This is a genomic window from Alteromonas gracilis (assembly GCF_036870955.2).
Taxonomy (GTDB): domain Bacteria; phylum Pseudomonadota; class Gammaproteobacteria; order Enterobacterales; family Alteromonadaceae; genus Alteromonas; species Alteromonas gracilis_A.
On sequence record NZ_CP145482.2, the window covers coordinates 1,118,585 to 1,138,756 of the forward strand.

13 protein-coding genes and 7 pseudogenes are annotated in these 20,172 nt (G+C 45.8%); all 20 read left to right on the forward strand.

Features of this window, described 5'->3' with window-relative positions:
- Window positions 1-188 precede the first annotated feature (188 nt).
- The 20 genes and pseudogenes from fliE to V6N89_RS05475 all read left to right on the forward strand — a co-directional run bounded on the left by fliE (window position 189) and on the right by V6N89_RS05475 (window position 20,147).
- Complete coding sequence (gene fliE, locus V6N89_RS05380; RefSeq protein WP_346993506.1) at window positions 189-539, forward strand: flagellar hook-basal body complex protein FliE; 351 nt, start codon at window positions 189-191, stop codon at window positions 537-539.
- Window positions 532-2,226: a flagellar basal-body MS-ring/collar protein FliF gene (fliF, locus tag V6N89_RS05385; RefSeq protein ID WP_338516671.1), complete on the forward strand. Its 1,695-nt coding sequence runs from the start codon at window positions 532-534 to the stop codon at window positions 2,224-2,226. Before fliE ends, fliF begins: the two co-directional genes overlap by 8 nt.
- Before the next feature lie 13 nt (window positions 2,227-2,239).
- A complete protein-coding gene (fliG, locus tag V6N89_RS05390; RefSeq protein WP_334012793.1) occupies window positions 2,240-3,280 on the forward strand; it encodes a flagellar motor switch protein FliG in 1,041 nt (346 codons plus the stop codon).
- Window positions 3,281-3,347: 67 nt separating this feature from the next.
- A complete protein-coding gene (gene fliH / locus V6N89_RS05395; protein ID WP_338516675.1) occupies window positions 3,348-4,130 on the forward strand; it encodes a flagellar assembly protein FliH in 783 nt (260 codons plus the stop codon).
- Window positions 4,123-5,459 (forward strand): annotated as a pseudogene (gene fliI / locus V6N89_RS05400) (flagellar protein export ATPase FliI). Before fliH ends, fliI begins: the two are co-directional and overlap by 8 nt.
- An 18-nt stretch (window positions 5,460-5,477) precedes the next feature.
- Complete coding sequence (gene fliJ / locus V6N89_RS05405) at window positions 5,478-5,924, forward strand: flagellar export protein FliJ (protein WP_338516676.1); 447 nt, start codon at window positions 5,478-5,480, stop codon at window positions 5,922-5,924.
- 275 nt (window positions 5,925-6,199) lie between these two features.
- Window positions 6,200-8,461, forward strand: a complete 2,262-nt coding sequence (locus V6N89_RS05410) for a flagellar hook-length control protein FliK (RefSeq protein ID WP_346993507.1) — start codon at window positions 6,200-6,202, stop codon at window positions 8,459-8,461.
- A gap of 164 nt (window positions 8,462-8,625) precedes the next feature.
- Window positions 8,626-9,162: a flagellar basal body-associated protein FliL gene (fliL, locus tag V6N89_RS05415; RefSeq protein ID WP_338516680.1), complete on the forward strand. Its 537-nt coding sequence runs from the start codon at window positions 8,626-8,628 to the stop codon at window positions 9,160-9,162.
- A gap of 49 nt (window positions 9,163-9,211) precedes the next feature.
- A pseudogene (gene fliM / locus V6N89_RS05420) lies at window positions 9,212-10,274 on the forward strand (flagellar motor switch protein FliM).
- Window positions 10,275-10,291: 17 nt separating this feature from the next.
- Complete coding sequence (gene fliN / locus V6N89_RS05425) at window positions 10,292-10,696, forward strand: flagellar motor switch protein FliN (protein WP_346993508.1); 405 nt, start codon at window positions 10,292-10,294, stop codon at window positions 10,694-10,696.
- Window positions 10,697-10,724: 28 nt separating this feature from the next.
- Window positions 10,725-11,168 (forward strand): flagellar biosynthetic protein FliO, encoded by a 444-nt coding sequence (gene fliO, locus V6N89_RS05430; RefSeq protein ID WP_338516681.1) that lies wholly within the window; start codon window positions 10,725-10,727, stop codon window positions 11,166-11,168.
- Window positions 11,161-11,920: pseudogene (fliP, locus tag V6N89_RS05435) on the forward strand (flagellar type III secretion system pore protein FliP). Before fliO ends, fliP begins: the two are co-directional and overlap by 8 nt.
- A gap of 8 nt (window positions 11,921-11,928) precedes the next feature.
- A pseudogene (gene fliQ, locus V6N89_RS05440) lies at window positions 11,929-12,197 on the forward strand (flagellar biosynthesis protein FliQ).
- Window positions 12,198-12,209: 12 nt separating this feature from the next.
- Window positions 12,210-12,990 (forward strand): annotated as a pseudogene (gene fliR, locus V6N89_RS05445) (flagellar biosynthetic protein FliR).
- Window positions 12,991-13,194: 204 nt separating this feature from the next.
- Window positions 13,195-14,318: pseudogene (gene flhB / locus V6N89_RS05450) on the forward strand (flagellar biosynthesis protein FlhB).
- Between the two features lie 81 nt (window positions 14,319-14,399).
- Window positions 14,400-14,879 (forward strand): GAF domain-containing protein, encoded by a 480-nt coding sequence (locus V6N89_RS05455; protein WP_338516684.1) that lies wholly within the window; start codon window positions 14,400-14,402, stop codon window positions 14,877-14,879.
- Window positions 14,880-15,024: 145 nt separating this feature from the next.
- Window positions 15,025-17,121 carry a flagellar biosynthesis protein FlhA gene (gene flhA / locus V6N89_RS05460; protein WP_338516686.1) on the forward strand — a complete coding sequence of 699 codons (2,097 nt, stop codon included), beginning with the start codon at window positions 15,025-15,027 and terminating at the stop codon, window positions 17,119-17,121.
- 29 nt (window positions 17,122-17,150) lie between these two features.
- Window positions 17,151-18,547 (forward strand): annotated as a pseudogene (gene flhF / locus V6N89_RS05465) (flagellar biosynthesis protein FlhF).
- A 5-nt stretch (window positions 18,548-18,552) separates the two neighbouring features.
- Window positions 18,553-19,419 (forward strand): MinD/ParA family protein, encoded by an 867-nt coding sequence (locus V6N89_RS05470; RefSeq protein ID WP_346993509.1) that lies wholly within the window; start codon window positions 18,553-18,555, stop codon window positions 19,417-19,419.
- Window positions 19,416-20,147: an RNA polymerase sigma factor FliA gene (locus tag V6N89_RS05475; RefSeq protein WP_202264200.1), complete on the forward strand. Its 732-nt coding sequence runs from the start codon at window positions 19,416-19,418 to the stop codon at window positions 20,145-20,147. Before V6N89_RS05470 ends, V6N89_RS05475 begins: the two co-directional genes overlap by 4 nt.
- The last annotated feature ends 25 nt before the right edge of the window (window positions 20,148-20,172 follow it).

A 20,172-nucleotide genomic window follows, 5' to 3' on the forward strand; every position in this document is an offset into this window, starting at 1 on the left:
AAATTTGGCATAACGCTCAGTTTTTCCTCTAACCTAATGATTTATAAGGTTAATTAAAGTTGGCAAGCGCTTTGCTTTATTAGTGGCATAAAGCATATTTTCAAAAGTATTGCGCAGACTTTCTTATACCAATGGTCAACTGGTTGTATATGTTTGTCGATGCTTTCACTCGCACTCTAGGAGCGGTTATGGACGTCAAAGCCAACAGTTTGTATCAAGAAATGCAAAACATGATTGGGCAAACTCGTCTACAGGTTAATGAGCCTCAGCAGCTAAACGAAATTAATTCAACATCAAGCGATTTCGCTACCATGCTTAAAAATGCGGTAGACGGAGTAAACAATATGCAGCTTGAATCTAGAGATGTACAAAAGCGTTTTGAAATGGGCGACCCAAGCTTAAGCTTAGCCGAAGTCATGTTGACCAAAGAAAAATCGGGCATTGCTTTTGAGGCCACAGTACAGGTTCGAAACAAAGTGCTTGAAGCGTACAAACAAATAATGAATATCTTAGGTTTAGGTGGAGTAGGTCATGGCTGAAGCAACGGGTACAAACTTAACTATTCCAGATCAAAACCAGGTGGCAGACAACGAGCCTGAGAACAAATCTGGCTTTATGGACACGCTAGGTAGCACTGACATGATGCGTCAGATGGCGCTAGTTGTTGTGTTGGTCATTTGTGTTGCTATTGCGATATTTATTCTTATCTGGTCACAAGAGCCTGACTATCGTCCTTTGGCGAAAATGGAAACGCAGGAGCTTATTGAAACGCTAGATTATATGGATGCCAACCAAATTGAGTATAAATTGGAAGGCAACATCGTTTATGTTCGCAGCGATGAATTTCAAAAGATCCGTTTAGGTATGACCCGCCAAGGGCTAACAAAAGCGGGTGATGCTGGTACCGACATCATTATGCAAGATATGGGGTTCGGGGTAAGCCAACGCGTTGAAATGGAACGCCTAAAGCATGCCCGTGAACAACAGATTGCCGCAACTATTGAAGATATTGCCAGTATTCAAAAAGCGCGTGTATTACTGGCAATGCCGAAAGAAAACGTGTTTGCGCGTCGTGAGAAAAAAGCCTCTGCAACGGTTGTGCTTACGGCTAAGCGTGGTTCTGTTATTGCAGGTGAAGAAGTTGATGCGGTTGTTGATATAGTAGCGTCTGCGGTACAAAACATGGAACCATCAAAAGTTACTGTAACCGACAGCAACGGTCGACTTCTGAACTCAGGTTCTCAGGATTCACTGAGTGCACGAGCGCGTAAAGAATATGAAATAGAGCGTCAGCGTGAGCAAGAGTATCTTGAAAAAATTGACGCAATCTTAATTCCTGTTTTAGGTATTGGTAACTACACAGCACAAGCGGATGTTACTATGGACTTTACGGCCATGGAACAAACCCAGCGAAGCTATAACCCAGACCTACCTGCCGTACGCAGCGAAATGATAATGGAAGAGAACAGTGTGGGAGGCGGTGTTGGCGGTATTCCAGGCGCGCTGTCTAATCAACCACCGCTAGACTCTAATATTCCAGAAGACGCAACTTCGGGCTCTCAACAAACGCTTCCAGGCCGAACAGCCAAAGAATCAACCCGTAATTACGAGCTCGATACCACAATTAGCCATACCAAGAAACAAACTGGTGTCATTCGCAGACTTAGCGTATCTGTAGCGGTTGACTACGCGCAGGTTGCAGGTGAAGACGGTGCAATGACACCTATGCCGCGTAAACAAGAAGAAATTCTTAATATCCGCAGACTACTGCAAGGCGGAATTGGTTTTGACGTTACCCGCGGAGATTCACTAGAAGTAGTAAGCGTACCGTTCACGCGTATGGATGCTGGCGAAATTGAAGATATACCACTTTGGGAGCAACCTGGTTTTCTACCTATTCTTAAGCTAATCGTTGGTGGTTTGGTTATAATTGTCCTTATCATCTTTGTAATTCGTCCAATGCTGCGTCGTCTGATTAACCCAGATGAGTCTAATGAAGCCGAAGAGTTTGACGCAGATGAAGGATTAGACCTAGGCGATGATACTATCAGCATGCTTACCTCTGAATTTGATGAAGGCCAAGTTGGGTTTGCGCCAGATGGTTCACTTATGTTGCCTGACCTTCATAAAGATGAAGACGTGTTAAAAGCAGTAAGAGCCCTAGTTGCCAATGAACCAGAATTATCAGCCCAAGTAGTGAAGGGCTGGTTGATGCAAGACGAGTAGTGAGAGACTAATTATGGCTGAAGAACTCGCCAACGTTGAAGAACCGTCATACGACGTCAGTAAATTAGAGGGCGTCGAGAAAGCAGCAATTTTGCTACTGAGTTTGTCTGAAGAAGATGCTGCGCAAATTCTAAAACACTTAGAGCCAAAACAGGTCCAAAAGCTGGGTACCGAAATGGCCAAAGTGGACGATATGACGCAGACGAAAATCACTGCGGTACACAAACATTTTATTGAAGAAATTCAAAACTACAGCACCATTGGTTTCCAAAGCCAAGACTTTGTTAAGCGAGCGCTTACCGCAGCATTGGGTGAAGACAAAGCGGCTAACTTAATTGACCAGATACTGATGGGAAGTGGGGCGAAAGGTCTTGATTCACTGAAATGGATGGACTCAAAGCAGGTTGCTAGCATTATCAGAAATGAGCACCCGCAGATACAAACCATTGTGTTGTCTTATCTAGAGCCTGAGCAGAGTGCCGAAATTTTGGCGCAGTTCCCAGAAAAAGTGCGCTTGGATCTGCTTATGCGTATTGCAAACCTTGAGGAAGTGCAACCAGCAGCACTACAAGAGCTTAACGAAATTATGGAGAAACAGTTTGCGGGTCAAGCGGGTACGCAAGCTGCGAAAATGGGCGGCTTGAAGTCTGCCGCGAACATCATGAACTACCTAGATACCGCCATTGAAGGTCAGTTAATGGATGCTATTCGCGAGCAAGACGAAGAGATGAGTCAACAGATTCAAGATCTTATGTTTGTCTTTGATAACCTCGTTGATGTTGATGATAAAGGCATACAAGCCATATTGCGTGAAGTTCAGCAAGATGCATTGCTCAAAGCGATTAAAGGTGCTGACGAAGAGCTTAAAGACAAGATTATGCGCAATATGTCGAAACGAGCAGCTGAAATGCTCAATGACGACCTTGAAGCGCTTGGTCCAGTGCGTATCAGTGAAGTGGAAACCGCGCAAAAAGAAATCCTCTCTGTGGCACGTAGGTTGTCAGATTCAGGTGAGATCATGCTTGGCGGCGGTGGCGGCGAAGAGTTCCTATAAGAATCAGTTTGCACATGGAATTATCGTTAGTGAAGCTAGCGCCATGATTTAGATGTCAGGTAATCGAATGACTGCGAAGAAAAATTTCAGCAAAAGTGAAGCCAATGAAGCAAAGAAGTGGGATTTGCCTTTTGTTGATGATCCGAACGCGCCTAGAGAAAATGAGCCCACCAATGCGTTAAATCGACGTTCTGATTGGAAATATGAGCCGCCTGAGGAAGACGAAGAAATCTTACCGCCAACGGCACAAGAAATAGAGGCCATCAGGCAAGCAGCCTATGATGAGGGCCATCAAGAGGGCAAAGCAGCCGGATTTGAAGAGGGTAAAGCACAAGGTCTTGAAACTGGACTATCGGAAGGTCGAGAGGCTGGCCATGCAGAAGGGCTTGAGCAAGGACTTGAAGAAGGAAGGCAGCAAATTGCTACGCAGGCCGAGGTATGGCAAATGCTAGCAGACAAGCTCCATGACCCGTTGTCTCAAGCGAATGATGAGACCCGCGATCAACTGGTGAAGCTTGCTGTAACACTTGCCCGCGCTGTGCTAAAAACAGAAGTAACGACCAATACGCAAGTCATACTTCAAGCACTCAGTGAGGGAATTAAGGCCTTACCAATCAATCAAACAGAATATCAAATTCATATGCACCCCGAAGACATCGTCCTGGTGAAAGCGCACTTTGGCGAAGAAGAGACTGCAAAGAAAGGTTGGAATTTTGTCGAGTCGCCCTCCATGGAACGTGGAGGCTGTGACATTGCCACAACTCACAACGCGGTTGATGTATCAATTGAGCGGCGTTGTCGTGATGTAATCGACAAGTTCCTGTTAAATCATGGGTTATCAGATGACTAGTCCGTGGCACAACCACTTTGAAGCATTAACAAAACAAGTTACGTCGCCACCTATTGTTGCTGCTTAAGCAAACTTGTTCGTGGCATCGGTCTTACCCTTGAAGCGGTGGGATGTCAGCTACCGGTAGGAAGTCAATGTTTAGTGCAGACGATAGAAGGCGAAATTGAAGCTGAAGTCGTCGGGTTTGGCGATGATATTACCTACTTAATGCCAACCGAAGCGGTAAGAGGCATTGTGCCTGGCAGCCGTGTTATGCCTCTTAATAGACAAAGTGGACTGCCTGTAGGCATGGGACTGTTGGGGCGCGTGGTTGATGGTAATGGGCAGCCTCTTGACGGATTAGGTGCTATCGATGCCGAAGCTCGGGCGCCGACCACTCGTCCGCCTATGAACCCACTTATCCGTCGTCCTATCAACACCCCTATGGATGTTGGTGTGCGCGCAATCAATGCCCTAAATACTGTTGGCGTTGGTCAGAGAATGGGATTGTTCGCTGGTAGTGGTGTAGGTAAAAGTGTACTACTTGGAATGATGACACGAGGCTGTGAAGCTGACGTTGTCGTTGTAGGACTTGTGGGCGAGCGTGGCAGAGAAGTTAAAGAGTTTATTCACGATATTCTCACTGAAGAAGAAAGAGCACGAGCGGTGGTCGTTGCCGCACCAGCAGACACTTCACCTTTGATGAGATTAAAAGGCTGTGAGACAGCGGTAACTATTGCTGAGTATTTTCGCGATAAGGGCATGAAAGTACTTCTACTTATCGACTCATTGACTCGGTATGCGATGGCGCAACGCGAAATTGCGCTTGCTGTTGGTGAGCCGCCAGCCACAAAAGGCTATCCGCCCTCGGTTTTCGCGCGTTTACCAGCGCTAGTAGAGCGCGCAGGTAATGGTAGCGATCGTCAAGGTTCGATTACCGCCTTTTATACTGTTCTGACTGAAGCGGACGATCTTCAAGATCCTATCGCAGATGCTGCGCGAGCTATTCTTGATGGCCACGTTGTGCTTTCTCGAACCCTTGCCGATAGTGGTCATTATCCTGCTATTGATATTGAAGCATCAATAAGTCGTGTTATGCCAATGGTGGTGAGTGAGGAGCATCAGCTAATGGCGCGCCGGATTAGGCAGGTTTATTCCAACTACAAACAAAACCAAGATCTCATTTCAATTGGAGCCTACGCAAAAGGCTCAGACCCTCGTATCGATTTGGCCATTCGAGCTGAGCCCGCCATTAATGCGTTTTTACAGCAAGGAATGAAGCAAGTTCTGCCCTACGATGAAAGTCTAGAAGGCATGGCGGCGCTGGCCAAAGGGCTAGGGCAGGGATAGTGTTGATGAGAAGTAACAATGTCTAAACAACTAGAGCGTCTTGCTGAGTTTGAAAAAGAGAAAGAAGAGCGCGAGTCGCGTTATTATCGACAAGCGTTACAAAATGTTGAACAGCAAAAACAAAAACTCACCAGCCTCGAGCAGTATCGCATTGATTATATCAAGGGGATCCAACAAACAGGTCAGGGCGGAGTAACTGCGACTTATTATCAACAGCATCTTTCATTTGTAGGAAAGCTAGATAAAGCCTGCGAGCAGCAAATGCAAGTTATCGCGCGGGCCAATATGGCCGCTGACCAGCGCAAGCAGCTCTGGCTTAAGCAGCAGCAAAAAGTTAAAGCGGTTAATTTGCTTATCGACAAAAAGAAACTGTCTGAACAACAAAAAGCGGCAAAAGCTGAACAAGCGATGATGGATGAGTTTGCGATGCAGCGCTTTTACCGAGCTAAACGTTCGTCGTTTTAGCATAAATTTGGTACAGCAGTTTTTATTTTTATCTCGTATATATTCGCTAACATCTTGTTTTATATGTTTTTGGTGATTCCTCTACGTTAAATGATCTCAGTTTCACTCTAGTTGGCGCGGCGTTTGCAAAATCAAAGAAAACAAACATAGCTTAACGGTTTATATCGTTAAATGTTGAGTCGGGCTAAGTTCTTTACTTGTTGAAAATAAAAGGTTTTTAGCAAGTGTTAAAAGCAACTGCTCATGAGCGTATCACAGTAGGACGGTAGAAGATTATGCAACAAGTTGCCGCACAGAAAACAGGCATTGCCGCTTTACCCTTTGCTACCAGCAGCACAGCTAAAGCGGTAGAGACTGGCATTGACGGGCAAGGCCAGAGCAATGCCAATCGAGCATTTGATAATCTTTATCAAGACGCTCGCGCTCAGAATACACAGCCGAACAATGACAAAAAACCATCATCGTCATACAAAGTTCGCGACTCACATTCATCGTCAAATGCTTATGAGCCTAGTGCACGCGCAGGTAAAGACAGGGATGCTGGTCATACTTCGCTGCCTGACGATGAAAAAATATCAGACATTCCTCCTGCAAAAGAAGGGCAATCTAATTCCGCTCTTCAAAAGCCCGAGACTCGCGATCTTCAAGATAACGGTGCACCAAACCAAAATGCGACGACCGGCTCCGGCGAAGAGGAGCCACAGACTCAACAGAACCCAGATGAACAGCTTGCTAGTCAAGGCGACGTAGAGCAGGGCGGTGAAGCCGAGGCAGCTTACATAGTGGGCGAAGGTGGCAAAAAAGATGTAAACGCAGGTGTGATTACAACACCAGGGACGCCAGATGAAAAAGTGGTAGAACCAAGCGACAGCGACAAGGATAACGGCGAACCTGACTGGGTTGCCTTCGTCGAGATAATAGCGAACCGTCAAAATACGCAAGCTCCACAGAGCGATGCAGAGCGCAGACTTGCTGTTGATGGCGAAGCTACCGTTGCAGGTGAAGTAAGAGAGATTGGTAAATTATGGAAGCTGCCCGACGATGTCGATGCTGATTCCGTAGACTCAGTGTTGGCACATTTACTTTCTCAGTTACAAGGCAAGTCAGAAGGTCAGATCGACAAAGGCGGTAATACTCTAGAAGACTTATCAGGCGACCTACCTGAAGAGATAGTTAATACACTTCGCTCACTAAAAGATTTGCTCAACGGCCATCAAACCCAAAATGGTGAGCATGCAAATGCTATCGACACTTCTATCGCTGAGGGTCCTCAAGATGGCAAAGCCAGCATGTTGTCCAGCGACGAAAAACTCTCGTCACTAATCAGTCAACTGCTTAATAAAGATGATGAGAACGGCGTTTCTTCAACAACTGACAATGAAAAGTCGTTAGAGCAGAGTGATGCTGGCGGCGATTCAACACTTTCTGCAGAAGAGGCGTTTATTTTAAGCGTTCTTCAGCAAGCGATTGATGACGAAACGCTCGGTGCAAATGAAGAAGCACTTCATAGCGTAGCCGAGCTAGCGGCACAGATGCCTGAACTCGCGGCATCATCAAATGATCAAGGAAAAGTAGCGTCGAGTGCATCAGAAGCAACAGAAGGTAAAACTGGCTCGATTAACACCGCCTTGAACACTGGTAGCCTGCAAGAGCAAGCAACAGACTTACTCTCTGCTATCGCTGAGTTGCCAGCGGAGGGGGCGCAAAAAGCAACAGAAGCATTTGCTGACCGCATTGTCGCGACTATGCCAAATGGCGCTCAGCAGCAAAGTGTGAAGACAAATATCATTGCGGGTATCAATGAGTTCCAGCAGCAAGTACAGCAGGGTAGAGAGCCTGGCATAGACCTCGCCGCTATTATTGCAGATGCCGCAAAAGAGGCCGCGGTGTCACCTGAAGTAGCGGCAAGTTTAACTGCGCGTGTTGAGACCCAGGCGTCACAGTTCCTCCAGTTGATGAATAATACCCAATCGAGTGTGCAACAGGTGCTGCAAGGCCAACTTGCGCAGGTCGACAATGTGATGGTCGAGAACAATCAATTGCGTTCTGAAGCGTCAAAATCTCAGCAGCAATTTGAAGGATTTGATAAAGCGGTAAATATTCACAAGCCAGAAGGTCAACAGCAGCTCAATGAAAAGATTCGATGGATGGTGAATGCACGCAATACGATGGCTGAAATTCGTCTTGATCCGCCCGAGTTAGGTAGCATGCAAGTGCGAGTGAATGTAGCTGGTGATGCGGCAAGCGTCAGTTTTATCGTGCAGTCTCAACAGGCTAAGGATGCATTGGCAGATGCCATGCCTAAGTTACGTGATATGTTGCAAGAACAAGGTATTGAGTTAGGTGATGCTCAAGTGCGAAAAGATAATTCTGGCGGAGAAAATGGCCAGCAACTTGCAGATAACCAAGGTAACGGGCAGTCAGGTCAGAACAATCGTGGAAATAATGACGCTGCTGATGACGAAATGAACGATACACGCATTATCGAACAATCGGTAACACGAGAGTTAAGAGGCGGAATAGACTTTTATGCGTAAAAAATGGGCATTCAGTCTTGCTTAGCATTTTGTAGCATGGTTATACGACGAGCAAACTGCTATTTTGAAGCCCTGTGAATGCACGCTATTTGCGTGCGTAAGCATTGCCATTTTTGGCTGAAACACGATAATACGTTTAATCGCATTTTAATGATGAGTTGCACATGGCTGAAGAAGAATTACAGGTAGAAGAAGGCGGTAAAGGCAAAAGCAAAATGATGTTAATCATCATTATTGCAGTGGTCTTAGTAGGTGGTGGTGCGGCGGCATATTTTATGCTTTTCGCAGGTGGTGATGAGCCAGCCGCTGAACAGCTTGCTGAAAGTGATGCTGCCGCTGCGCCAGCATCTGCAGGTGCAGCTGGTGGGAAAGCCGAAATGGGGACCGCGCTTTACGTCGCTATGCCAAGACCGTTTGTATTTAACGTACCTGGCAGCGGAAGAGATAGGTTGGTACAAATCAAAGTACAGCTTCTAGTTCGCGGCTCTGACAATGAGGAATTGGCAAAGACGCATATTCCGCTTATCGAAGGGACCTTGTTACAGGCATTTAGTATGTCTAACGCTGATGACCTTATTACCGAGGCTGGCAAAATAGAATTGCGCGAACAAGCTGTTACCGAAGTTCAAAAAGCGCTAAACGAAATTGAAGGCAAAGATGTTGTCGAACGTGTGCTCTTCACTGGCTTTGTTATGCAGTAAAGCATGGCAAAAGTTCAGGTTAAAAGACACTTTTAAATAGGTAAATACTGTGAGTGATTTATTATCTCAAGACGAAATCGATGCCCTGTTACACGGGGTAGACGATGTCGAGGAAGATGAAGTCGGCGGCGGTGGCGAATCAGATGCCTCAACGCTGGAATACGACTTTTCCTCACAGGATCGCATTGTGCGTGGACGTATGCCCACGCTCGAGATTGTGAACGAGCGCTTTGCTCGCCATATGCGGGTCAGTTTATTTAACATGATGCGCTTAGTCAGCTGAAGTATCGATTAACGGTATTCAGATGATCAAATTTGGCGAATACATTCATACCCTATTTGTGCCTACCAGTTTAAATATGGTGCGCTTTCGTCCGCTAAAAGGCACTGGGCTTATTACGATGGAGGCGAGGTTAGTCTTCATTCTGGTCGACAACTTCTTTGGCGGAGACGGTCGTTACCACGCAAAAATTGAGGGACGTGAATTTACGCCTACTGAACGTCGTATTATTCAAATGCTCCTTAAAATCATCTTTGAAGATTATAAAGAAGCGTGGGCGCCAGTCATGGACGTGTCTTTTGAATACCTTGATTCAGAAGTTAACCCTGCGATGGCAAATATCGTTAGCCCAACGGAAGTTGTAGTAATTAGTTCTTTTCATATTGAGTTAGACGGCGGTGGTGGTGATTTCCACGTATCGCTTCCATACTCAATGTTAGAGCCAATTCGCGAACTGCTTGATGCAGGTGTACAAAGCGATAAAGAAGATACAGACCTTCGCTGGAGCAAGGCATTACGCGATGAAATTATGGATGTGAAGGTGGCACTGACCACGCACATGCTCGACGTTGACGTGCCGCTTCGCGAGGTTATGGAATTTAAACCGGGCGATATTATCCCAGTTGAAATGCCAGAAACCATCACGGTGCTGATTGAGGATCTACCTACTTTCAGAGCCAAATTAGGACGTTCTCGCGATAATCTTGCGTTGAAAATAGTCGAAAAAATTGCAAGACCGACTTCTGTGAAGTCTGAGCTACAGTTATTAACCCGTGGCGGGCGCATTATTGACAATGACGCTGAGCTACAAGTACTCGAAGAAGACCTGTAAGGTAAAGGGGAGTTCCCATGAGTGAAGACGGTATGGACGATTGGGCTGCGGCAATGGCCGAGCAAGCCGAGTCTGAAGCTGAACAAGATGGCGATAATGATGATGTTCAGGTCGCTGAATTAGACGAGCTGACCGATGAAGCTCCCATTACTCAGGAAGAGAAAAAGAAGCTGGATACGATACTAGATATTCCAGTAACTATTTCAATGGAGGTCGGTCGTAGTCAAATTAGTATCCGAAATCTGCTACAGTTGAACCAGGGTTCTGTGGTGGAGCTGGATCGTGTAGCTTATGAGCCATTAGATGTATTAGTAAATGGCACGTTGATTGCTCATGGTGAAGTAGTAGTGGTCAACGACAAATTCGGTATTCGATTAACGGATGTTATTAGTCAAATTGAGAGAATCAAGAAGCTCAGATAAAACTTCTTATTTACTAAGGGGTTGCGCAATGCTGCCCCTTTTATTTAGCCATACTGTGTTTGCGCAGTCTACCCAATCAATCACCAATCCCACATCGGTACTGTCAATTTTTCTATCGCTTTTGCTGGTAGTTGCAATTATTTTTGCGCTTGCTTATATCATGCGTCGGTTTAATGTCACTGCCATGGGCAGTGGACAAATGAAAGTCGTCGCGAGTATGGTTGCGGGGGCCAAAGAGAAAATAATGGTGATTCAGGTCGGCGACGAGCAGCACCTAATTGGTGTCACTAGCCACAATATTTCGCATTTGAGCAAGCTAGAAAAAAATTTAGAAGCCCCTGCTAAGGGAATGGGCAATGCAAGCAGTAACGGTGGCGACGCTTTTAAGCAAAAGCTTGTGGCTGCAATGGCAGGTAAGCTTAACCCAGAACTTAATAAGAAGAATCAAAAGGACGGGAACACCGATGCGTAAGTTTGCGTTGTTTACATTTGCAATGCTGGCGTTGTTCACAATGTCAGAGTCGGCATTTGCCCAACAAGGTATTTCTGCGGTAACGGTCACGACAAATAATGACGGTACGCAAGACTATAGCATGACGCTGCAAGCGCTGTTTATTATGACTGCGCTAAGTCTAATACCTGCGTTTATTATGATGATGACATCGTTCACACGCATCATCGTCGTTCTTTCTATTCTACGTCAAGCTATTGGCCTTCAGCAGTCACCCTCTAACCAGATACTTATTGGCGTGAGCTTGTTCCTTTCGATGTTTATCATGGCGCCTGTCTTTGAAGAAATTAACGAAAGGGCACTACAGCCATACCTTAATGAAGCTATGACCAGTAAAGAGGCATTTGAACAAGCAAAAGGGCCGATGAGAGCTTTCATGTTGTCGCAGACTCGTGTTAAAGACTTAGAAACCTTTGTGCGAATTGCAGGCGATGAGGGAAAATACGCTGACACTGAAGAGGTGCCGCTGACAATTTTAATACTAAGCATTCGTTACCAGTGAGCTTAAAACGGCATTCCAAATCGGATTTATGCTGTTTATTCCTTTCCTAATCATTGATCTCGTGGTGGCGTCAATTCTTATGGCAATGGGTATGATGATGTTATCCCCCATGATTGTTTCCCTACCGTTTAAGTTAATGTTGTTTGTGCTTGTAGATGGTTGGAATCTTATTTTCGGAACCCTGGCAACCAGCTTTGGTATGGGTGTCTAGGAGGGCTTATGTCACCAGAAGTCTTTGTCGAAATACTCCGCGAGGCGATGTACATGGTAATTGTACTGGTGTCCGCGGTAATTGTGCCTAGCCTTATCGTTGGCCTTGTGGTGGCCGTGTTTCAAGCGGCAACCAGTATCAATGAACAGACAATGAGCTTTCTACCGCGTCTACTTGTAACTCTGCTTGCGCTGAGCTGGGGGGCAACTGGCTTGTGCAGCAACTGATGGACTTTACATTCCGCATGGTTGATTTGATACCACAAGTGGTAGGGTAAGGCGGCTTTTTCGTGGAAGTTGAACTTTCGGTAATAAATCAGTTTTTGGCTGACATGCTGTTGCCATTTATGCGTATCAGCGGCTTGTTTATTGCCATGATTGGTTTAAGTGCAAAGTCGATACCACCACAGGTTCGCGCGTTATTGGGCATTATGCTAACCCTAATTATTATGCCAGTGGTTCCGCCTTCTCCCATTAATAATTTGGTAGATGTGGGAACCTTTGTTGTGGTTATTCAGCAACTTATTATTGGTGTTGCCATAGGGTTTATTTCAATGATGGTACTCAATACGTTTGTGTTGGCAGGGCAAGTTATTGCTATGCAAACAGGTTTAGGTTTTGCTTCAATTGTTGACCCCGTAAATGGAATCAATGTGCTTAGCTGTGGGTCAGTTTTACCTGATATTAGCTACCTTATTGTTCTGGGCGCTTGACGGTCACCTGTCTATGATTCATATGATTGTGATTAGCTTTGAGGCGTTTCCAATAGGTGAGGCATGGTGGACTGGTGAGCAATTTCGCGACATAGCCCATTGGGCTGGGTGGATGTTTGTTTCCGCCATTACGCTGTCACTTGCGCCTATCGTGTCGCTACTCATTGTAAACTTAGCGTTTGGCGTAATGACAAAAGCGGCGCCCCAATTGAATATTTTTAGTATTGGCTTCTCTATTGCCCAAGTAATGGGGTTAATCATTATTTGGATAACGTTGGATAATTTTACCGCTCACTTTGAAACTCAGTGGTTTCGAGCTGAACAGTTTATGTGTGAGTTACTGGATATTTGCCCCTAAAACGGATAGTGCTAGACAAAAATAGTAGTTCGCAGAATATAACTTTTTTGCGAATAAATAAGTTGGGAAAACGTGGTGAGAGGAGCTGGGCGACTTACAAGCCTTCCACTGCATGGATGCAGTGGCAGAGCGCCCAAGGATGGGTTCACAGCGTGCTTGTTAGTCGTCCAGCTTCTCTCGCAACCAAGGTGAACTGAGTAAACAATGGCAGATTCAAGCGAAAAAACAGAAGACCCCACGGGGAAAAACTCGATGATGCCCGAAAAAAAGGGCAGATTGCGCGTTCCCGTGAGCTATCTACTACCTTGGTGCTGGTGGTTAGTGCATTTATGTTTCTTTTTCTTGGTGGCTGGATTGCCGAATCTGTATTTAAGCTTACGCGAAGAATGTTCGTTCTTTCTCGTGATGAAACCTACGATCTTACGCATATGTTTGGTGCCTGGGGAGAGGCCTTCTCCGCAATAAGTGCGCCTGTTCTGCTATACATGGTAGTCGCCATGATCGCGGGTATTTATGGTTCTATTGCGCTTGGTGGTTATAACTTTACATGGGAAGGTGCCAAGCCTAAGGGCTCAAAAATGAGCCCCATCCAAGGTTTTAAACGCATGTTTGGAATGAATGGGTTAGTTGAGTTACTGAAATCCATCGCCAAAGTGATATTAATTATCGGTATGGCCATTGGAGCACTGTTGTATTTTCAAGATGAGGCGCTCCACCTCGATATGGAACTTTACCCAGGCAATATCTTCCACGCCCTAGATATGCTCAAGTGGGCCTTCTTAATTCTGGCTTGTGGCATGATACCCATTGCCGCGATCGACGTGCCTTATCAGATGTATAAGCACAACAAAGAAATGAAAATGACCAAGCAAGAGGTCAAAGACGAACGCAAAAATGCCGAGGGCGACCCTATGGTAAAAGGCCGTATTCGTCGTTTACAGTATCAAGCCGCCACCAAACGAATGATGCAGGAAGTTCCACAAGCCGATGTGGTAGTAACTAACCCGACTCACTTCTCTGTGGCTATTAAATACGATGAAAGCGGAAATCGTGCCCCTGTTGTTGTGGCTAAAGGTGCAGATGAACTTGCTATGCATATTAGAAAGATTGCCACGGCTAACAATGTTCCCCTTATTCCTTCTCCCATGCTCGCAAGAGCTATATTCTATTCAACGGAAGTAGATGAAGAAATTCCTAACGCGCTATTTATGGCAGTGGCGCAAGTTCTGGCCCATGTCTATCAGTTAAAAGCACACCGTGCGGGCAAGGGTAAACGACCCAAACCACTCAAACGAGATTTACCCATACCTCCAGAATACAGACGCTAGCTGCTGTTTCACCTAAAGTATAATTGCTGGGTGTCGTTGTTGTGGACTACTTTTCAATCAATGTGGTAAAGAGGTTGTATCATGAATTGGAAAGCGTCCTTTGAAAGTATTACGGCTCACCCGGGTTCTAACGACACTAATACCGTCGCCAAGCTTCTTGAGTTGGGACTTAATTACTTGGGGCTAGGCATTGGTCTAGTAAGTAGCGTCCATGAAAATGTGTATAGAGTGGAGCACGCTAGCAGCCCCGGCGACATGATTGAACCTGGAACCACATTTCCCATAGGTCATACTTACTGCTGGCATACCTTAAAGGCGAATAAGCCACTTGGCTTTCATCATGCAGGGGATAGCAGTATTGCTACACACCCTTGCTACTCGCACTTTAAGTTAGAGTCTTACATTGGAGCCCCTATTATTGTCGGTGAGAAAGCGGTGGGAACAGTTAACTTCTCCGCAGCAGCGCCAAGAGATCCTTTCTGTGCCGCCGATTTTGAATTTGTTACCACGATATCGCGATACTTAGCGCAAGCGTATTTTGGAAAAGGTGAAGTGCATTAGCGGTTTTGATAAGTCTTATATCTTGGCTTTTTTGTTCCGAGGTTGAGCGTTCTTTATACACCTTGCTTAAAGCTGGCACGTTAGTTGAAAAGTCCCTTTCAGAATAGTGAAAAGCGTCAATTTTCTGATAGTGAGACAGCAAGCGATGCAGTTATCCGGTTATCTTCAGCGTTTCGACAAAAATCAGCTGCAAAATTTTACCAGTGGTCTAGGTGCGCCAATCGTACTATTGGCAATTATGGGCATGGTTATTTTACCCATGCCGCCATTTTTGTTAGACGTACTCTTCAGTTTTAACATTGCGCTGTCCCTTGTCATTATTTTGGTTGCGGTACTTACGCAGCGCCCCGTCGATTTTGGTATCTTCCCTTTAGTACTGCTAATAGCAACGGTTTTGAGACTGGCACTTAATGTGGCATCCACACGTGTAGTATTGCTTTACGGTCATGAGGGCGGCGACGCTGCGGGTAAAGTGATTGAAGCATTTGGCGCGGTGGTTATTGGTGGTAACTATGCCGTAGGTATTGTGGTCTTCGCCATTCTACTCATTATCAACTTCAAAGTGGTTACGGCGGGTGCGGGGCGTATTTCAGAAGTGAGTGCTCGCTTTACTCTTGACGCTATGCCCGGCAAGCAAATGGCAATTGATGCCGATCTTAATGCTGGGTATATCGACCAAGATCAAGCTCGTCAACGTCGTGAAGAAATTACCGCAGAAGCTGACTTTTACGGTTCGATGGACGGTGCGTCAAAATTTGTAAAGGGCGACGCGGTAGCGGGTCTGTTCATTATGCTTATCAATATTGTCGGTGGCTTGTTCATCGGCATGATTCAGCATGGCCTTTCATTTGGAAACGCTATTGAGATATACACTATCCTGACCATTGGTGACGGTCTCGTTGCTCAAATTCCATCGCTTCTTTTATCTGTCGCAACAGCCATTATCGTTACTCGTGAAAACGAGACGCAGGAAATGGGTAAAGAAATACGTGGTCAATTAGGTAACAATCAAGCGCTGTATATTGCCTCTGGTGTGCTTTTCGTTATGGGGATTATCCCGGGTATGCCTCACGTTGCGTTTCTTGGTTTCTCTTTTTTGATTGCAGGCTTTGCTTATTGGCAATCACAACAAGAGAAGAAGAAAGCAGAAGCACCTCAGGTGCCCGATGTGGTTAAAGACGAAACGGTTGCCCCTGAAGTTAAAGAACTTGGTTGGGATGATGTACAGCAAGTAGATACCATCGGATTAGAGGTGGGCTATCGCCTTATCCCACTTGTTGATAAGTCCCAAGGTGGCGAGTTGTTGACGCGCATTAAAGGCGTACGGAAAAAACTTTCGCAAGAGCTTGGCTTCCTTATTCCCCCTGTGCATATTCGCGATAACCTCGATTTAGAACCCAATACCTACACCATAGCCATGTTGGGTGTCACTATTGGTGATTCGTTGATTAGTCATGACGAAGAGTTGGCAATAAACCCTGGCCAGGTGTTTGGTAAACTGGAAGGCCGAGCGACGAAAGACCCCGCGTTTGGCCTCGATGCAGTCTGGATAAAACCAAATAAACGCGAGCATGCTCAAACACTGGGTTACACAGTAGTGGATGCTGCAACGGTAGTAGCGACACACTTAAGCCAGCTTCTCACTAACAATGCGTATCAGTTACTAGGTCATGAAGAAGCACAGCAACTTCTGGACATGCTGGCAAAACAGCATCCGAAACTTGTTGAAGGCCTTGTTCCGGATATTTTACCTCTTAGTACCGTAGTTAAAGTATTGCAAACGTTGTTATTCGAAGGCGTACCAATTCGTGATATGCGTACTATTGTCCAAACGCTCAGCGAGTACGGAACGCGCAGCCAAGACCCTGATGTACTGGTATCTGCAGTGCGCATTTCATTAAAACGATTGATTGTTCAAGAGATTACGCAGGGCGCGAAAGAAATACCTGTCATAACCTTGGCGCCAGAGTTGGAACAGATGTTGCACCAGTCTCTACAAGCGGGCGGCGAAGACGGTGCTGGTATCGAACCAGGACTAGCAGACAAGTTGCAAAAGTCATTGCAACAAGCCAGTCAGCAGCAGGAGCTCGAGGGCGAACCTGCGGTATTGCTGACATCAGGCATGCTAAGGCCTGTACTGTCGCGCTTCTTAAAGTATTCAGTTGTTGGGCTCCATGTACTTTCGTACCAAGAAGTGCCTGATGACAAGCAGATAAAAATAGTCAGTTCGGTCGGTCAATAATCTGACGCTGGGCGATTGGAGAGGTTGCAATGAAAATAAGACGTTTCTTCGGCAAAGATATGCGTGAGGCGTTAAGCCAAGTAAAAGCTGAGCTAGGTAGCGATGCGGTAATCATGTCAAACCGTAAAGTAGCTGATGGTATTGAGCTTGTTGCAGCTTATGACAAAGAGCCTGAAGCGAAACTTGCAGTGCCAAAGCCTGCTGCTAAAGCGCCTGGCCAGAAGCCGGTTCCAAGCTTGAGTGAAATCATTGGTGATGATGGTCCAGATAGCTTAAAGGCGCTGTTGGAAAAACAGCATGGCGCGCAGCCAAGCGGCCAAAAAGCTAACGCAGCCAATTCAGCCAATGCAAAGCATGCTAATGAAATAGCCTCGCACTTAAACTTTTCTGATGACTTTATTGACGAAGTAGAGGCGGCCCAGCCTCAACCTCACGCTAATCGCTATGAAGTTAGTGAAGCATTTCCATCGCATCAAGCGTCGAGCATTGACGATACGCCTCCTAGTCAGTCGGCAGAACTGGCTCAGATTAAAGAAGAGCTAGCGTCACTGAGGAATGTTTTGCAGTATCAGGTGGCTGATTTAATGGACGCAAAAAACAAGCGTCAAAAACCTGTTCATCAATACCTTATCACTCGATTGACCGACATGGGGCTAAGCCAAGCGTTAGCAACTCAGTTAATCAACTATACCCCTTCTCACTACAATGAGCGCGAAGCATGGGTGTATCTTCTTAACCTATTGGCTAATCGCATAAATGTGACGGGTAACGATATACTAACCGCTCAAGGTGCGGTAGCTTTAGTAGGACCTACTGGTACGGGTAAGACGACCACCGTGGCTAAGTTAGCGGCTCGTTATGCACAAAAATATGGCCCTGATTCAGTTGCGATGATTACTATCGACACTTATAGGATTGCAGCTTATGAGCAACTCGCAACCTATGGCAAAATCATTGGTTGTACAGTAAGAAAGGCGCAGACAAGCGAAGAGTTGGCCGATTTACTTTTCCAACTGCGTCACAAACGTCTAGTATTGATTGATACGGCTGGTTTTAGTCAACGCGACAGCCGTTTGATTAAGCAGATAAAACAATTTGATAACGGTCAAATGCCGCAAGTGAAAAAATATTTGGTGGCGCAGGCAAATACGCAATATCCTGCACTACAGAGAATTATTAAGGCCTACGACGAAATAGAACTAAGTGGCTGTATTTTCACAAAGTTAGATGAATGCTACTCTTTAGGGGAAGTGCTAAGCGCTGCTGTAGAGTATCAATTATGGTTAGCTATGTCACCGATGGGCAGAAAGTTCCTGAAGACATTAAGATTGCAGAGGCGAAATCTTTAGTTTCTGCTGCTGCAAAGCTTTATAAAAAGTACGGTTTGAATCATACTAGTAGTAACAACGCCATTAAAACAGCATAAGCAGTATGATTGACGACCAAGCGAGTAGCTTAAGAAAAATGAAGCAATCAAGGTTAATCAAAGTTATTGCCGTCACCGGAGGTAAAGGTGGCGTCGGTAAAACAAATATTACGTTAAACACCGCCATTGCAATGGCCAAGCAGGGCAAGCGTGTAATGGTTCTTGACGCTGACTTGGGCTTAGCGAACGTCGATGTGATGTTAGGCCTTAGGGTTGAAAAAAACCTTGCCCACGTCTTATCAGGAGAATGTACGCTAGATGAAGTGTTAGTCACGGGACCTCACGGCATTAAAATTGCGCCAGCAACATCAGGTACGCAATCGATGGCGGAGTTGTCACCCACACAGCACGCCGGGCTTATTCGCGCTTTTAGTGAGTTGCGCTCGCAAATCGACGTGCTCATTGTCGATACGGCGGTAGGTATTTCTGACATGGTCCTGAGCTTTTCTAAAGCGTCGCAAGATATTATGGTAGTGGTGTGTGATGAGCCAACATCACTCACCGATGCCTACGCACTCATTAAGATTTTAAATCGCGAACACGGTGTTTTCAGATTTAAAGTTGTAGCCAATATGGTTCGAGATGTGCGAGAAGGGCAGGAGCTCTTTAGTAAACTAAGCAAAGTGACAGGCCGATTTTTAGATGTTGCACTAGAATTAGTAGCGACCGTGCCGTTTGACGAAAACATCCGAAAAGCGGTAAGAAAGCAAACAGCGATTGTCGATGCTTACCCAGGTTCGCCAGCCGCAGTGGCAATCACTCAACTTGCTAATAAAGCCTTGTCGTGGCCAATCCCGGCACAGCCGGGTGGACATTTAGAGTTCTTTATTGAACAGTTGGTTGCAGAAAAAGCAGTGGGAAATCAGCGTTGAATAGTAAGGCAGCAGCTTATCAACAACAAACCGATAAGTCGCAATTAGTCGAACGACATGCGCCCTTGGTGAAACGTATTGCGCATCACTTGATGGCACGTTTGCCCGCGAGCGTACTGGTTGACGATTTAATTCAATCGGGCATGATTGGATTGTTAGAGGCTGCCCGCAATTTTGACGGCTCTAAAGGGGCGAGTTTCGAAACCTTTGCTGGTATTCGTATCCGTGGTGCCATGCTTGATGAAATTCGCAAAGGCGATTGGACGCCCCGCTCTGTACACAGGAATGGGCGAGCCATAACGGAAGCTATTTCACAAGTAGAGGGCGAAACAGGTCGCGATGCTAGAGATTCCGATATTGCTGCTAAACTCAATGTGAGTTTGCAGGATTATCACCAGATGTTAAATGAAGTAAATGCTGGTAAGTTGGTTGGAATTGAAGATTTAGGTGTGTCTGAAGACGTTATTTCTACCGAACAGAACAGAGGTAGCGACGCGCCACTTGAAGATTTAATGCAAGGTGCTTTCCAAAAGGCGTTAGCCCATGCGATTACAACATTACCTGAACGAGAAGCGATAGTGCTTTCTTTATACTATGATGAAGAACTGAACCTAAGAGAAATAGGTGAGGTACTTGATGTTAGTGAATCGAGAGTGAGCCAAATTCACAGTCAGGCCATGTTAAAACTCAAATCACGAATGAAGTCGTGGCAAGCTGACGAAGAATAGATATTAATAACAATTAACCCCTCAC

What these genes read in the sequence shown, in the direction of transcription:
- fliG (WP_334012793.1), top strand. Translation starts at nt 2,240, where the DNA reads ATGGCTGAAGAACTCGCCAACGTTGAAGAACCGTCATACGACGTCAGT.
- fliE (WP_346993506.1), top strand. Translation starts at nt 189, where the DNA reads ATGGACGTCAAAGCCAACAGTTTGTATCAAGAAATGCAAAACATGATT.
- fliN (WP_346993508.1), top strand. Translation starts at nt 10,292, where the DNA reads ATGAGTGAAGACGGTATGGACGATTGGGCTGCGGCAATGGCCGAGCAA.
- fliL (WP_338516680.1), top strand. Translation starts at nt 8,626, where the DNA reads ATGGCTGAAGAAGAATTACAGGTAGAAGAAGGCGGTAAAGGCAAAAGC.
- V6N89_RS05455 (WP_338516684.1), top strand. Translation starts at nt 14,400, where the DNA reads ATGAATTGGAAAGCGTCCTTTGAAAGTATTACGGCTCACCCGGGTTCT.
- fliH (WP_338516675.1), top strand. Translation starts at nt 3,348, where the DNA reads ATGACTGCGAAGAAAAATTTCAGCAAAAGTGAAGCCAATGAAGCAAAG.
- fliO (WP_338516681.1), top strand. Translation starts at nt 10,725, where the DNA reads ATGCTGCCCCTTTTATTTAGCCATACTGTGTTTGCGCAGTCTACCCAA.
- V6N89_RS05410 (WP_346993507.1), top strand. Translation starts at nt 6,200, where the DNA reads ATGCAACAAGTTGCCGCACAGAAAACAGGCATTGCCGCTTTACCCTTT.
- fliF (WP_338516671.1), top strand. Translation starts at nt 532, where the DNA reads ATGGCTGAAGCAACGGGTACAAACTTAACTATTCCAGATCAAAACCAG.
- V6N89_RS05470 (WP_346993509.1), top strand. Translation starts at nt 18,553, where the DNA reads ATGATTGACGACCAAGCGAGTAGCTTAAGAAAAATGAAGCAATCAAGG.
- flhA (WP_338516686.1), top strand. Translation starts at nt 15,025, where the DNA reads ATGCAGTTATCCGGTTATCTTCAGCGTTTCGACAAAAATCAGCTGCAA.
- fliJ (WP_338516676.1), top strand. Translation starts at nt 5,478, where the DNA reads ATGTCTAAACAACTAGAGCGTCTTGCTGAGTTTGAAAAAGAGAAAGAA.